This is a genomic window from Neobacillus sp. OS1-2 (genome assembly GCF_030915505.1).
In the GTDB taxonomy this organism is placed as follows: domain Bacteria; phylum Bacillota; class Bacilli; order Bacillales; family Cytobacillaceae; genus Neobacillus.
In genome coordinates this window covers 329,228-342,607 of the sequence record NZ_CP133265.1, presented here as the reverse complement: position 1 = coordinate 342,607, position 13,380 = coordinate 329,228, and the positions used below count along the sequence as shown (strand labels likewise).

Below are 13,380 nucleotides of genomic sequence, written 5' to 3'. Positions count from 1 at the left end.
AGGTGTTAGGATGGTAAGGGATCAGTTAAAAGGGAAAAATGTTGTAATTACCGGGGCATCCGGTGGTATTGGGGCAGAAATTGCCAAGCTTTGTGCGGCAAGCGGGGCTAATCTAATTCTCCTGGCACGAAGCTTTGATAAGCTTGAGCAGATGCAATCCGATTTTCAACAAAAGTATCAAGTAAAAGTGGATGTTTTCAAACTTGATGTGTCAGACACCAATCAAGTTCAGATCGTTTTTGAGGCGATTTTTGATGCAATCGGAAACATTGATATTCTTGTGAATAATGCTGGCTTCGGAGTATTTCGTGAAGCCCATGAAGCTTCAATCGACGAAATTAAAGGGATGTTTGAAGTCAATGTGATTGGGCTGATGGCATGTACAAGCATGGTCTTACCAAAGATGCGCGCTCGTCGTTTTGGCCATATTATTAATATTGCTTCACAGGCTGGAAAGATTGCCACGCCAAAATCGAGTGTCTATTCCGCAACGAAACATGCCGTGCTTGGCTATTCGAATGCATTGCGAATGGAAATGGGTGATTACAATGTCCAAGTCACCACAGTAAATCCTGGGCCAATTGCCACCAATTTTTTCACCATCGCGGATGAAAAAGGTACTTATGTCAAAAGTGTGCAGCGGTTCATGCTGCAGCCGGAATTTGTTGCAGGTAAGGTTGTTGACAGCATGCTGACAAAAACGCGGGAAATCAATTTGCCGCGCTGGATGAACATGGGAAGTGCCGTTTATGTTCTTTTTCCACGGCTGTTTGAGCGTATTGGCAAACGAATGCTGAATTCTAAGTAATTGGCTGCCTTTTTAAAGGCAGTCTTTAATTTTGGGTTAATGGTATAATGGTTTAATCTATTAACATAGATGTCTTCCTGGAAAGGAGCAGTCATGTGGATATTAAAATAACGCAAAAAATGATTAAAGAGTTGTGCGGGGCTGTCTCCTTCAAACGAGGTGAGGCATTTTTCCGTGCGAATAAAGTAACCATTGAAAAATATAATCCTAATTGTTGTGAAGCTATCGTAGCAGGAACAGAGGATTTTCAAGTAGTGATTGAAAAGAAAGGTGCAGATAGTTTTCAATCCAAGTGCAGTTGCCCCAAGCTTGCTTCATTTCAAAAGGACTGCCAGCATATTGCCGCGGTTTTGTTAGCAATTGACGATAATCATCGAAAAGGAACGATCCCGCTGGGCGACAGTACCAGCACTACAAACGACGAGCGGAATTTGGCCGGAGGTTTACTCAAAATTTTCAATAACCAGCCAAAACGGACAAGCGGTCATCAGCTTCATTTTGAAAACAGGCAAGTACTTGATGTGGAGTTTATCATTAAACCCGTTATGCTAGAATCGGAATCCTGCATGTTTGGAATTGAATTGTTCATCGAACAAACAAAGGTAGAAAATATCAGGCGTTTTCTAGAGGCTGTGAACCAGGGGCATTCAAGCTCGTTATTGTACAATCCAAGCCTTCACTGCTTCCAAAAAGAAGCTGATATCGTGATTCAGCATCTTATCCAGGTAGTTCAAGATGATCAGAGCCCATCAAATTACACTAGTACGGAGCTGCTGCTGCTTCCCTCATCTTCCTGGAAACAACTGCAGGCATTGCTTACCAGGGCACCATTGGTGAAATTGGAATATGAAGGTCATGTGTACGATGGATTGTCTGTAACAGATGAGCTGCCTCCTCTACAATTCGATTTTACTGAAGCGGAAGGTAACGGCTATTTGTTAAAAGTTAAAGGGCTATCGCGGATGATTTTATTTGAATTCTATGATTCTGTATTATCGGCTGGAAAAATCATCAGAATGAAAACCGAGGATTGTCAGCGGTTGGCGGATGTTAAACAGATGCTTGATGTTTCAGGAACGAATCAAATTTTCATTCCCCACGAGCAAATCCAGCATTTTTTCGAAAAAGTGATTCCGGGTTTAAAAAAATTAGGTCATGTTCAATTATCCACTACGCTAGCAAGGGAATTTATGAAAACACCGCTGAATGCCAAGCTGTACCTTGATAGAGTGAAAAATCGTTTGCTCGCAGGTCTGGAGTTTCACTATGAAAATATTATCGTCAATCCCTTGGAGGAACGAGGTATTATTGCGGGTGCTAGAATCATTAGAGATGAAGAGAAGGAGAACGAAATTCTGGAGCTGATGGAGGAAAGTTCGTTCACCAAAACCGAAGGCGGCTTTTTTTTACACAATGAGGAATTAGAATATGAATTTCTAACCCATGTTGTTCCGAAGCTGCAAAAGCTGGTGCAAATTTATGCGACTACTGCAGTGCGAAATCGAATTTTTCGCAGCAATACTCCTCCAGCCATTAGGGTGAGACTGAAAAAGGAACGGACGAATTGGCTGGAATTTAAGTTTGAACTAGATGGAATCTCACAGCAGCAAATCAAAGAGATTCTAGCGGCACTGGAGGAAAAAAGGAAATATTATCGTCTGCGGAGCGGCTCGCTCCTTTCATTAGAATCCAACGAGTTTGGAGAAATTCAACGTTTTTTAAATGGGATTTCGGTGGAAAATAAAAACCTGGAAAATGGATTCGAGGTTTCGATTTTACAGGGGCTTCCATTGCTTGATTCAATTGATGAAAGTCACGTGCTGATAGTTGAGGACTCTTTCCGACAATTTCTTGATAACCTTATCCATCCTGAGGCTATGCAGTTTGAGGTACCTGAAAGCTTGGAATTCATTTTGCGTGACTATCAAAAACGTGGTTATCAATGGTTGAAAACGATGGCTCACTACGGGTTCGGCGGTATTCTTGCCGATGATATGGGGCTTGGTAAAACGCTGCAAAGTATTACGTTTATTTTATCAGAGCTTGCTGTTATTCGTGAAGAGAAACAGCCAGTCCTAGTTGTTTGTCCGTCCTCTTTATCATATAACTGGCTAAGCGAAATGATGAAATTTGCCCCGGAAATGGAAGTGGTTGTCGTGGATGGAAATCAAGCAGAACGGTACGATATCCAGAAAGAGGCTCTGAATATGGATGTGATTATCACATCCTATCCGTTACTACGGCGAGATATTAAGTGGTATGAGAAACAAACCTTCCACACGGTCTTTTTCGATGAGGCGCAAGCCTTTAAAAATCCAGTGACGCAAACCGCCCGGGCGGTAAAAAGACTTAAATCCAATTTCCGTTTCGCGCTTACCGGTACACCAGTGGAGAATTCAACGGAAGAGCTCTGGTCTATTTTTCATGTTGTTTTTCCCGAACTATTCAAGGGATTGAAGGAATTCAGCAATCTTACGAGGAAAAAAATCGCACGAAGGGTCCGCCCCTTTTTGCTGCGCAGGATGAAGGAGGATGTGGCTTCCGAGCTTCCAGAAAAATTGGAATTTGTCGAGCTGGCTGAACTGCTTCCAGAGCAAAAGAAATTGTATGCTGCTTATTTGGCCAAGCTGAGGGAAGATACGCTAAAGCATCTCGATAAAGATACGATTCGGAAAAATAGAATCAAAATTCTTGCTGGCTTGACAAGATTACGGCAAATTTGTTGTCATCCGGCGTTGTTTGTGGATGGGTACAAGGGCGGCTCCGCGAAATTTGACATGCTAATGAGTATTGTAGAGGAATCCAGGCTATCCGGTCGAAGAGTACTGATTTTCTCCCAGTTCACGAAAATGCTTCAGCTGATTGGAAGGAATTTAGCGGAAAAGGGACTGCCCTTTTTCTACTTGGATGGCGGAACTCCTTCCGAAAATCGATTGGAGATTTGCCGGAAATTTAATGAAGGAGAACGTGACTTCTTCTTGATCTCTTTGAAGGCCGGGGGAACTGGGCTTAATTTGACGGGAGCGGATACGGTCATTTTGTATGATATCTGGTGGAATCCAGCCGTTGAGGCCCAGGCAGCTGACCGAGCGCACCGCATCGGCCAGAAAAATGCCGTTCAAGTGATTAAGCTTATAACCCGTGGAACCATTGAAGAGAAGATTAGTGAATTACAGGACAAAAAAAGACATTTGATTAAGGAAATTATTGATTCTAAGGAGCAACGTAGTTCTACTTTGACGGAAGATGACATTATGGAAATCCTGTCTTAAAACATACTTATGAGGACAGGGAGCTGGATTGATATTGTCCTCTGAGGCGGGTTATTGTGCCCGTGAGGAGTAAAAAATCCCTTGGTCGGTCACAATCCGCGGGTTATTGTGCCCGTGAGGAGTAAAAAATCCCTCGGTCGGTCGCAATCCGCGGGTTATTGTGCCCGTGAGGAGTAAAAAATCCCTCGGTCGGGCACAATCCGCGGCTATTGTGCCCATGAGGAGTAAAAAATCTCCCTCTACCTTTATAATTAGGGTTAATTTGTCAAAAACTCATATACGACATCATTTACAACCTCAAATAAATCCGCAGTTGGATCTTCTTCTTTTATTTGAAAAATCCGCCCAGCCAGATCTTTTAAATCACTATCACTAATCGGTACCATATCCGCCTCATAATACTGTTTAAAACAATTCCTGATCATTTTGAGCACAAGCTTTTTCTCCATCGACGCACACCTCTCCAAACAGTATATCTCTTTTCTTAATCAGAATCCTGCGAAAAATTTCCATTGAACACGAACGCATATTCGCTTATGATATTATATATAATATAAAGGAACGTATGTTCCTAAAAGTGAGTATGGGGGAAAGGTCATGGTCGATTACAACGCATTACCGAAAAGTAAAATTTTATGCGTCGACATGAAGAGTTTCTATGCAAGCTGTGCCGCTGTCATACTTGGGCTCGACCCTTTGAATTGCTATCTGGCAGTGGTTGGGAACAAGGAGCGGCAAGGGAGTGTCGTGCTTGCTGCCTCACCACGGCTCAAAAAAGAATTTGGCATCAAAACCGGATCTAGGGGTTTTGAGATTCCCGACGATCCGCGTATCCAGATTGAGGAGCCCAAGATGGCAACCTATTTGCGGATTGCAACAGAAATTTCCCGTGTGTTTAACCGCTATGTACCAAAAGAGGCCATTCATGTCTATAGCGTCGATGAAAGCTTTATTAAAGTCGACGGTGCCATTCATTTGTGGGGTGATGCCCACACGATTGCTCAAAAAATAAAAAATGACATTGAGCGGGAGTTTCAGCTCCCGTGTGCCGTTGGAATTGGCCCCAATATGTTACTCTCGAAGCTTTGCCTTGATCTTGATGCCAAGAAAAAAGGAATAGCTGAATGGACGTACGAAGATGTCGAGACAAAGCTTTGGAACGTATCGCCGCTCCGGGAAATGTGGGGAATTGGCAGGCGTGTTGAGAAAACATTAAATGGCATGGGCATCTTCACGGTTGGGCAGCTAGCCCGCTATGATTTAGAAAAGCTGGAAAAGAAATTCGGCATTATGGGGAACCAGCTTTATTATCACGCCTGGGGGGTCGATCTTTCCGATTTAGGCGCACCACTCATTCAAGGACAGATCAGCTTTGGAAAAAGCCAAATTTTATTAAGGGATTATAAAGAGGAAGAGGAAATTAAGGCGGTTATTCTAGAAATGTGTGAAGAAGTCGCCCGAAGAGCACGGACGCATCGCAAAGCGGGGAGAACGATTAGTCTCGGAGTTGGCTACAGTCAAGATGAATTTGGCGGCGGCTTTCATCGCTCCAGAACCATCCAGCAGCCAACGAATGTGACAATGGAGCTTTACCGCGTTTGCCTTGAACTGTTTCATGAGCATTATACGGGGAAGACGGTACGGCAGATTTCGCTAGCCATCAGTAATATTATCGATGACCATGAGCTTCAGCTTGACCTCTTTGATATGGGTGCTTATAAGAGGCGGGAGCTTGGCTATGTAGTGGATTCTGTCCGCAAGCGCTTCGGCTCAGGTTCACTCCTGCGTGCTGTATCCTATACGGCTGCAGGAACAGCCAAGCACCGTGCAACGTTAGTTGGCGGACATAAAAGGTAGGGAGGTAGAAACGGTATGATTCGCGACCGTGGGAGAATCAAATGGACGTCAATGATGCTTCCTGAACATGTGAAATTGCTCAGGGATTGGGTAAAAGAAGATGGATACGAACAGAAACGAGAAATGGATGAGCAACAGCTGGAACTCATGAACGAAACCTTATCTGAGGCAATTGAGTTCGATCAATTCGTTACGATTACTCATTATCAAAATCGAAATTATGAAATTGTAATTGGAAAAATTCATTACTGGGATGAACTAACACAAAGGCTTCATGTCATAGATCGCTTTGAAGAGGTGCACCGGATTCCAACTAATGCAATTGCCGACATCAGGATGACAGATGCATAAAAAAAGCGGCCCCAAACGGATGCCGCTCTTCTCTCCTTTAATCCTCTTTTGGAACACGAACTTGGGATTGGAAATTCCCTTTATGCGAGCCATCACAAAACGGTTTATTTTTAGACAAACCACAACGGCAAAGAGAAAAAGAAGGTTTTGTTGTATATACGTTGCCTTCACCATCTAACAATTCTACATCACCAGTAATTCGCAGCGAACCATTATCGTTTACCTTAATTTGAATCTTTGACATAAAGAGCACCCCTTTAATACGTAATTAGTTTGAGAATAACTGGAATAACAGGGAAATGCAAACAAAAGGCGGTCAAGCAGAACAATAAGCAGTGTTTAAAAACTGTGATACAATCATTGTATGCATAGTAAGGGGGGTTTTACGTATGGAAATAATCATAACAGAAGCAGCAGTTGAAAAAATAAATGCGAGAACAGAGAGTAGAGAAGGGTATCTAAAACTAAAATACGATACAGACGGCTGTGGTTGTGCCGTAAATGGTGTTGTTGCCTTGTGGTTTGTTCCGGAAACAGCAGACGATGAAATTGCCATCGAAACAAATGACAGAACCGTTTATCTAGAAAAGTCAAAAATGGTTTTCTTTGATGAGCAAATGAAGATTGATTTTTCGCGAAGCACTAATTCTTTCCAATTAAAAAGTCCACAACAAATGTTAAATGGATACATGAGCCTGATTGTCAAAGAAAAAACAGACTGATCCCAAATGGGCAGTTTGTTTTTTAACTAGGTAAGGCAGGATCAACATATTTCTGTAAAAACTCATCAATGACCCGTTCATAATCAGCACGATTTTCGTTAAAGGATTGGGCATGCCGGCCGTTTTTAGCGATATATAGCATCTTTGGGCCCTTTTTTTGTTCAAATAAATCCTTCGACATGGATGGCAAAATAAAGTCGTCTTTTCGGCTATGGATAAAAAGGACAGGATGTTTGATATTTTCAATCACCGAAATCGGTGAGACGTTTCGAATTGAATATTTGTCTCGCAGCCGTAAAAGGGCATCCCCAATCGGCAGTAAAAGACCAGGGATAAGTTTGAAGTCTTTTTTTATCAAGTAGGCAAGCTGCTCCTTAAAATCAGAGAATGGACAATCGGCAATATAAAAATCAGCACCGTCCTCAAGAAGCCCGGCGTATAACAGCATGGTAGCGGCCCCCATCGATTCACCGTGGATACCAAGTTCCAATTCAGACCCTTTCTCCCTTTTGAGCCAGTCAACGACCGTTTTTAAATCGAATTTTTCATAATGACCGAAGCTGGTCGTCTTGCCTCCGGATTCCCCATGGCGGCGATGGTCATAAATTAAAGCATTAAACCCGCGCTCTAAGAAAAGGTTCGCATATTTAATCGAATTGATTTTCGTTTCTGTTACACCATGTGAAATGATGATATAGCGATTGGTCTTATGCGGCTCTACCAGAACCGCTTTAATCATATAGCCAAATGGAGAAGGGATATCAACATCCCGCTTAGGCAAGGATTCAAATTCATCAGGTTTATACCTGCCTGCTTCCTTTTCCCGCCGTAAAATCAATTCCTCATCCTTCTTTTTCATATACATGACACGATTTGTAAAATATAATGCAAGTGATAACCAGAAAAATAACAACACAAACAGGGCTCGAAATGCCTTCCTCAATAAAGGCCACCTCCCGAAGTATGATTTTAAATAGGATATGGTAAACAAGTTCTCTATGTCCATAAATTAACAATTTTTATTGTAACATGAAAAAAGCCGCGGACACCAATGGGCGGCTTCTAAGTTTCGATGATCCTTTATTGCTCTGAATTCTGCCTTTTCGTTGGGTGCAGGGCTTTTTCAAGTTCCTCGGCGGCGATCATCCGCTTGCCTCCACCTGCTGTTTCAGCATAGTTTTTCCCGCTTTGACTGTTTCCTTTATCGCGTTTTTGGCTCATGAATATAATCTCCCTTCAAAGTTAGTCCCATTTAATAAGATGGATCAGTAGAAGATTGATTATTCATGATAAAAATATTCTAGACAATTTGGGCATGAAGCCGATAGTAGCCGGTTTCAATCTGCCTTGATAGATGTGGGCGAACAATTTCAATCGCATCCATCAACTTTTTAAGATTAACAGAGGTATCAATCCCCATCCGCTTAAGCATATAAACAACATCCTCCGTGGCAGCATTTCCGCTCGCACCCGGTGCAAACGGACAGCCGCCAAGCCCACCTGCAGAGGTATCGAACCGATCAATCCCAGCCTGAAGGGAAGCAAAAATATTTGCAAGGGCAAGCTTCCTCGTGTCATGGAAATGGGCGGTTAAGAGGATGTCAGGGAAAACTGCTTTTAATTTGGAAAATAAAGAGTAGGCTTCATTCGGTGAAGCCATCCCAATCGTATCTGCTACGCTTAATTCATCAACCCCTGCCTCGACAAATTCACGGCAAAGAGCTAACGTATCACTTTCATTGATTTTCCCTTCATAAGGACAATAAAACGATGTTGAAATGCAGGCACGGACAAAATAATTTTTTTGTTTTAATTCGTGGATCATTGGTTTCAGCTCTGACATACTATCCTCAGTTGTCTTGTTAATATTTTTACGATTAAAGCTGTTACTGACACCAACGAACACAGCAACAGCTTTACAGTTAGTAGAATAGAGCCGGTCAATCCCTTTACGGTTTGGGGCTAAAACGATATCTCGAGAATTTCCGTCAAGGCAGTCGGCCACAATTTCAGCAGCATCCCCCATCTGTGGAACCCATTTGGGTGACACAAATGAAGTCAACTCCATCTCCTGCAAACCGGCTTCCCTTAAACCAGCTATAAATTGTTTTTTTATTTCAGTCGGTACGAATAACTTCTCATTTTGCAGCCCATCACGTGGTCCAACCTCAATAATCGTCACTTTTTTAGGTAAAGTAAACATCATGATCTACCTCCATTCTTCATACTTTCATTGTAGTGGGTTTAATTTCAAAAAATCAAGAATTATAGAAATTTTGACAAAATAAGAGGATTTTCTTTTGTTTTCCTAGAAGTAGTAAAAGTAAAAAAGGTTGAAGGAGAGAAGCATAATGAGTCTGGAAGAAGTAGTTATTGTTAGTGCGGTTCGGACTGCACTTGGGAATTTTAATGGGGGTTTAAAACATGTATCTGCACCTGAATTAGGCGGCACGGTGATTAAGGGAGCGCTTGAACAAGCCGGGATAAAGCCAGAACAAGTCGATGAAGTCATCATGGGGAACGTGCTTCAAGCAGGCCTAGGACAAAACCCGGCAAGACAGGCAGCCTTTAAGGCGGGGATTCCTGAAAGCGTTTCCTCGTTGACGATAAATAAGGTTTGCGGTTCCGGGTTAAAGGCTGTGCACCTGGCTACACAGGCTATTTTAGCAGGAGACGCTGAAATCGTTGTGGCCGGCGGGATGGAAAATATGAGCCAGGCACCATATTTGTTAAAAAATGCCCGCGACGGTTTTAAAATGGGCGACCAAAAATTAGTCGACACGTTAACATCAGACGGGCTTACATGCGTCTTTAATGATTATCATATGGGGATTACGGCTGAGAATTTGGCAGAAAAGTATTCAATTACTAGGGAAGAACAAGATGAATTTTCCGCATGGAGTCAGGAGAAGGCAGTTGGGGCAATGGAAGCGGGCAAATTTAAAGATGAAATCGTTCCAGTTGTTATCCCACAGCGTAAAGGTGAACCTATCATATTTGAAACGGACGAATATCCGAAAAAGGGAACTACGGCGGAAAAATTGGCAGGTCTCCGTCCAGCTTTTAAAAAGGATGGCAGTGTAACAGCAGGAAATGCCTCCGGAATCAATGACGGGGCAGCGGCTGTTGTTGTAATGAGCAAGAAAAAAGCTGATGAACTTGGCATAAAACCATTAGTTACAATCAAAGCAAACGCAAGTGCCGGAGTAGACCCAAGCATCATGGGAATCGGTCCGGTACCAGCAGTAAGAAAGGCACTTGAAAAGGCATCTGTTTCAATCGAGGATCTAAACTTAATTGAAGCAAATGAAGCCTTTGCGGCACAATCTTTGGCAGTTGACCGCGAACTGCATTTTAATAAAGAAATCCTAAACGTAAATGGTGGTGCCATCGCCCTCGGACATCCAATCGGAGCTAGCGGGGCAAGAATTCTCGTAACCTTAATCCATGAGATGAAACGCAGAAATGCACAGACAGGATTGGCTACTCTTTGTATTGGCGGTGGTCAAGGGGTCGCAACGATTGTTGAGCTAGCGTAATACCTTACTATGAGGGGGAGAGGGCAAAAATGAAGAAGATTTGTACATCCTTCAAGGATGCGGTTGCCGATATTCGGGATGGGGCAACATTAATGGTTGGCGGGTTTGGTTTATGCGGGATTCCAGAGAACTTGATTTTAGCATTAGCAGAAAAAGGCGTGAAGGATTTAACGGTCATTTCAAATAACTGTGGAATTGATGAGTGGGGACTTGGTCTTCTATTAAACAATAAACAAATCAAAAAAATGATAGGCTCATATGTAGGTGAAAATAAAGAGTTTGAGAGACAGGTTTTAACAGGTGAACTTGAAGTAGAATTGACCCCGCAGGGTACATTGGCAGAGAAAATCCGCGCAGGTGGGGCAGGTATACCGGCATTTTATACGCCAGCAGGTGTAGGAACGCCGATCGCCGAAGGAAAAGAAACGAAAATGTTTAACGGTCGGGAATATCTTCTAGAAGAGGGGCTGACGGCCGACTTTAGTTTGGTAAGGGCGTGGAAAGGTGATAAGATGGGAAATCTTGTTTACCACAAAACAGCAAGAAATTTTAATCCAATAATTGCCGCAGCCGGGAAAGTGACGATTGCCGAAGTTGAAACACTTTATGAAATCGGTGAACTGGATGCTAATTTTATTCATACCCCAAGCATCTATGTTCAGACAATTATTGAAGGAACACAGGAAAAAAGAATTGAGCGATTAACCGTGAAAAAATAGAGTGGAGGAAGGGAGAAACATCGATGGCAAATGAAAAGGCCTCTGTCAGAGAAAGAATTGCAATTAGAGCAGAAAAAGAAATAGAAAACGGCTTTTATGTCAACCTAGGTATCGGGATGCCAACCCTCGTTGCCAATTATATTTCGGAAAATAAGCAGGTTGTCCTGCAATCGGAAAATGGACTTCTCGGCATTGGTCCATATCCTCACGAAGACATGGTCGATCCTGATTTAATAAATGCCGGGAAAGAAACGGTGACGGCCATAAGTGGTGCAGCCTATTTTGATAGTGCTGAATCGTTTGCGATGATTCGCGGCGGACATGTCAATCTAGCAATTCTCGGCGGTATGGAAGTATCTGAAACAGGGGACTTGGCGAACTGGATGATTCCGGGAAAGATGATTAAAGGAATGGGTGGTGCAATGGATCTTGTCCATGGAGCACAGAAAATCATCGTCATCATGGAGCATGTAAATAAAAAAGGCGAATCAAAAATCTTAAAAGAGTGTACCCTTCCACTAACGGGAAGAGGGGTAGTCAACCGAATTATCACCGAGCGCGCAGTCATGGATGTGACTGATTCCGGGTTAAGGCTTGTGGAAGTGGCCCAAGGGTTTACGGTTGATGAAGTTGTCGCGTCAACAGAAGCAGCATTGCATGTGGATGAAAATGTTATATTAGAAGCTTTTTAAATCGTGAAGGTAGACTGAGCAAGAACAGTCTACCTTTTTAATATTAAGAAGATTGTTTGAAATGGTATAATAGAAAACGAGATTTTGATTTTGGAGGCGTTTAGAATGAAAAAGCAAAGGAAACAAAATAATCAATCTAAACCAAAAAAGGAAGATTCAGCGGTAACACTGAAAGATTTAATTGATCCTAACTTAATGAAGCAATTAAAAGAACAACAGGATCACCTTAAGGCTGAAGAGGAAAAAAGAAATGCAGCGGATGAAGAGCGAAAGCGGGAAGAACGCAGGCTGAAGGAAAAAAATAAATCATTTGAAGAACTGTTAAACGAAAGCGGGATGAATTGGAAGGAATATAAATAAGAAAAGTGCAAGCGCCCTGGTCAGCCGTTAGGGCGCTGGAGCTAGACAATTCTCAATGTCATAATTTATGCTTTATCCCTTTTTAACGATGATCCTTATAGATACTAGCCTTCGATAATTCATTAATCACAGCAATATCTTTCTCAGACAGCGGCTGGCTTCTGATTGCCTCGGCATTATTCTTAATTTGTTCTGGGCTGCTTGCTCCGGCAATAACAGATGCTACAGTAGGGTTAGCGAGATTATACTGTAGAGCGACTTCTGTAAACGAACGGGTTGCAGCCACTTTTTCCTTTAACAAAGGTAATATCGCACGCAGCTCTTCATAGTTATAATCGAGATACCCTTTTTCAGAAGCCTTTTCTAGCAATTTATCACTTAATAGTCCCTTGGCAAGTGGCCCACGAGTGACAACACTAATACCCTGTTCCCGAAGAAGAGGTAATGCTTCTTCCTCAGGGCGGCGGTCTAGCATACTGTATTGCATCATCACAGACACAATGTCGGACTTCTCAACATACTCCCTGATTACGTTTGGACGGATCGATGAAATTCCATAATAGCGAATAAAACCTTCTGTCTTCAATTCTTCAAACGCCTCAATGGTTTCCTCAATCGGGTCTTCAATCGTGCCCCCATGTAATTGATAAAGATCAATATAATCGGTTCCAAGCCGCTTCAAACTATTTTTCACCGCTTCTTTTATATACGTCTTTGAAGGATCCCACGACCATCCTTCCTGATTCTTGTTCCAGCGGTTCCCGACTTTTGTGGCAATAATGACTTGTTCCCGGACATCCTTCAAAGCCTGTCCAACTATCTTTTCATTTTCACCCAAATCATATAAATCGGCCGTATCAAAAAAATTGATGCCCTCCTCAAGTGCTGCCTCAATAATTCTCTGAGCAACCGCCACTTCTGTGCCAACAGACATACAACCAAGCCCTAATTCGCTCACATACAAATCGGAATTCCCAAGCTTTCTCTTTTTCAAAAAATCACCCCGTCCTATTCCTTGACTAGCTCTCTTATAATTTTACGCAAGGACAGGGCAGACTAC

Annotated in this window: 15 protein-coding genes; 9 read left to right on the top strand and 6 right to left on the bottom strand. The window is 42.6% G+C overall.

The features are described 5' to 3' along the window. Positions 1–10 precede the first annotated feature (10 nt). Complete coding sequence (locus RCG19_RS01860; protein ID WP_308109467.1) at positions 11–808, top strand: SDR family NAD(P)-dependent oxidoreductase; 798 nt, start codon at positions 11–13, stop codon at positions 806–808. 95 nt (positions 809–903) lie between these two features. Beyond that, the gene (locus RCG19_RS01855; RefSeq protein WP_308109466.1) at positions 904–4,080 is read left to right on the top strand and encodes a DEAD/DEAH box helicase; all 3,177 of its coding nucleotides are present in this window, start codon (positions 904–906) and stop codon (positions 4,078–4,080) included. Positions 4,081–4,337: 257 nt separating this feature from the next. Here the strand turns inward: RCG19_RS01855 and RCG19_RS01850 are convergent, their stop codons facing one another. Further along, a complete protein-coding gene (locus RCG19_RS01850; protein WP_308109465.1) occupies positions 4,338–4,529 on the bottom strand; it encodes a YqzH family protein in 192 nt (63 codons plus the stop codon). Between the two features lie 148 nt (positions 4,530–4,677). Between RCG19_RS01850 and RCG19_RS01845 the strand changes: the two genes are divergently transcribed. Both RCG19_RS01845 and RCG19_RS01840 read left to right on the top strand, forming a co-directional pair. Beyond that, positions 4,678–5,937, top strand: a complete 1,260-nt coding sequence (locus tag RCG19_RS01845; protein ID WP_166238194.1) for a Y-family DNA polymerase — start codon at positions 4,678–4,680, stop codon at positions 5,935–5,937. Between the two features lie 15 nt (positions 5,938–5,952). Beyond that, entirely contained in the window at positions 5,953–6,288 is a 336-nt protein-coding gene (locus RCG19_RS01840; RefSeq protein WP_166238192.1) for a YolD-like family protein, read from the top strand. Positions 6,289–6,325: 37 nt separating this feature from the next. Here RCG19_RS01840 and RCG19_RS01835 read toward each other — a convergent pair whose 3' ends face one another. Next, positions 6,326–6,532, bottom strand: a complete 207-nt coding sequence (locus tag RCG19_RS01835; RefSeq protein WP_166238190.1) for a CDGSH iron-sulfur domain-containing protein — start codon at positions 6,530–6,532, stop codon at positions 6,326–6,328. A 145-nt stretch (positions 6,533–6,677) separates the two neighbouring features. On the opposite strand from RCG19_RS01835, the gene RCG19_RS01830 reads away from it, so the two are divergent. Next, positions 6,678–7,010 carry an iron-sulfur cluster biosynthesis family protein gene (locus tag RCG19_RS01830; protein ID WP_308109464.1) on the top strand — a complete coding sequence of 111 codons (333 nt, stop codon included), beginning with the start codon at positions 6,678–6,680 and terminating at the stop codon, positions 7,008–7,010. Between the two features lie 22 nt (positions 7,011–7,032). On the opposite strand, the gene RCG19_RS01825 is transcribed toward RCG19_RS01830, so the two are convergent. From RCG19_RS01825 to RCG19_RS01815, 3 genes are all read right to left on the bottom strand, one after another. Then, the gene (locus tag RCG19_RS01825; protein WP_308109463.1) at positions 7,033–7,953 is read right to left on the bottom strand and encodes an alpha/beta hydrolase; all 921 of its coding nucleotides are present in this window, start codon (positions 7,951–7,953) and stop codon (positions 7,033–7,035) included. A 137-nt stretch (positions 7,954–8,090) separates the two neighbouring features. Then, the gene (locus tag RCG19_RS01820; RefSeq protein WP_308109462.1) at positions 8,091–8,231 is read right to left on the bottom strand and encodes a hypothetical protein; all 141 of its coding nucleotides are present in this window, start codon (positions 8,229–8,231) and stop codon (positions 8,091–8,093) included. 79 nt (positions 8,232–8,310) lie between these two features. Continuing rightward, entirely contained in the window at positions 8,311–9,213 is a 903-nt protein-coding gene (locus RCG19_RS01815; protein WP_374049600.1) for a hydroxymethylglutaryl-CoA lyase, read from the bottom strand. A 148-nt stretch (positions 9,214–9,361) separates the two neighbouring features. On the opposite strand from RCG19_RS01815, the gene RCG19_RS01810 reads away from it, so the two are divergent. The 4 genes from RCG19_RS01810 to RCG19_RS01795 all read left to right on the top strand — a co-directional run bounded on the left by RCG19_RS01810 (position 9,362) and on the right by RCG19_RS01795 (position 12,320). Beyond that, entirely contained in the window at positions 9,362–10,549 is a 1,188-nt protein-coding gene (locus tag RCG19_RS01810) for an acetyl-CoA C-acetyltransferase (RefSeq protein WP_308109460.1), read from the top strand. A 29-nt stretch (positions 10,550–10,578) separates the two neighbouring features. Further along, the gene (locus tag RCG19_RS01805) at positions 10,579–11,268 is read left to right on the top strand and encodes a CoA transferase subunit A (RefSeq protein WP_166238179.1); all 690 of its coding nucleotides are present in this window, start codon (positions 10,579–10,581) and stop codon (positions 11,266–11,268) included. A 23-nt stretch (positions 11,269–11,291) separates the two neighbouring features. Beyond that, a complete protein-coding gene (locus RCG19_RS01800; protein WP_308109459.1) occupies positions 11,292–11,960 on the top strand; it encodes a 3-oxoacid CoA-transferase subunit B in 669 nt (222 codons plus the stop codon). Between the two features lie 105 nt (positions 11,961–12,065). Continuing rightward, on the top strand, positions 12,066–12,320 hold the full coding sequence (locus RCG19_RS01795) for a YqkE family protein (RefSeq protein ID WP_308109458.1): 255 nt from the start codon (positions 12,066–12,068) through the stop codon (positions 12,318–12,320). Positions 12,321–12,402: 82 nt separating this feature from the next. On the opposite strand, the gene RCG19_RS01790 is transcribed toward RCG19_RS01795, so the two are convergent. Beyond that, positions 12,403–13,314, bottom strand: coding sequence for an aldo/keto reductase (locus RCG19_RS01790; RefSeq protein WP_308109457.1), 912 nt, complete (start codon positions 13,312–13,314; stop codon positions 12,403–12,405). Between the last annotated feature and the right edge of the window lie 66 nt (positions 13,315–13,380).

Excerpts from the sequence above, each read along its gene's own strand:
- RCG19_RS01860 (WP_308109467.1), top strand. The coding sequence starts at position 11 with ATGGTAAGGGATCAGTTAAAAGGGAAAAATGTTGTAATTACCGGGGCA.
- RCG19_RS01850 (WP_308109465.1), bottom strand. The coding sequence starts at position 4,529 with ATGGAGAAAAAGCTTGTGCTCAAAATGATCAGGAATTGTTTTAAACAG.
- RCG19_RS01845 (WP_166238194.1), top strand. The coding sequence starts at position 4,678 with ATGGTCGATTACAACGCATTACCGAAAAGTAAAATTTTATGCGTCGAC.
- RCG19_RS01840 (WP_166238192.1), top strand. The coding sequence starts at position 5,953 with ATGATTCGCGACCGTGGGAGAATCAAATGGACGTCAATGATGCTTCCT.
- RCG19_RS01835 (WP_166238190.1), bottom strand. The coding sequence starts at position 6,532 with ATGTCAAAGATTCAAATTAAGGTAAACGATAATGGTTCGCTGCGAATT.
- RCG19_RS01830 (WP_308109464.1), top strand. The coding sequence starts at position 6,678 with ATGGAAATAATCATAACAGAAGCAGCAGTTGAAAAAATAAATGCGAGA.
- RCG19_RS01820 (WP_308109462.1), bottom strand. The coding sequence starts at position 8,231 with ATGAGCCAAAAACGCGATAAAGGAAACAGTCAAAGCGGGAAAAACTAT.
- RCG19_RS01815 (WP_374049600.1), bottom strand. The coding sequence starts at position 9,213 with ATGTTTACTTTACCTAAAAAAGTGACGATTATTGAGGTTGGACCACGT.
- RCG19_RS01810 (WP_308109460.1), top strand. The coding sequence starts at position 9,362 with ATGAGTCTGGAAGAAGTAGTTATTGTTAGTGCGGTTCGGACTGCACTT.
- RCG19_RS01805 (WP_166238179.1), top strand. The coding sequence starts at position 10,579 with ATGAAGAAGATTTGTACATCCTTCAAGGATGCGGTTGCCGATATTCGG.
- RCG19_RS01800 (WP_308109459.1), top strand. The coding sequence starts at position 11,292 with ATGGCAAATGAAAAGGCCTCTGTCAGAGAAAGAATTGCAATTAGAGCA.
- RCG19_RS01795 (WP_308109458.1), top strand. The coding sequence starts at position 12,066 with ATGAAAAAGCAAAGGAAACAAAATAATCAATCTAAACCAAAAAAGGAA.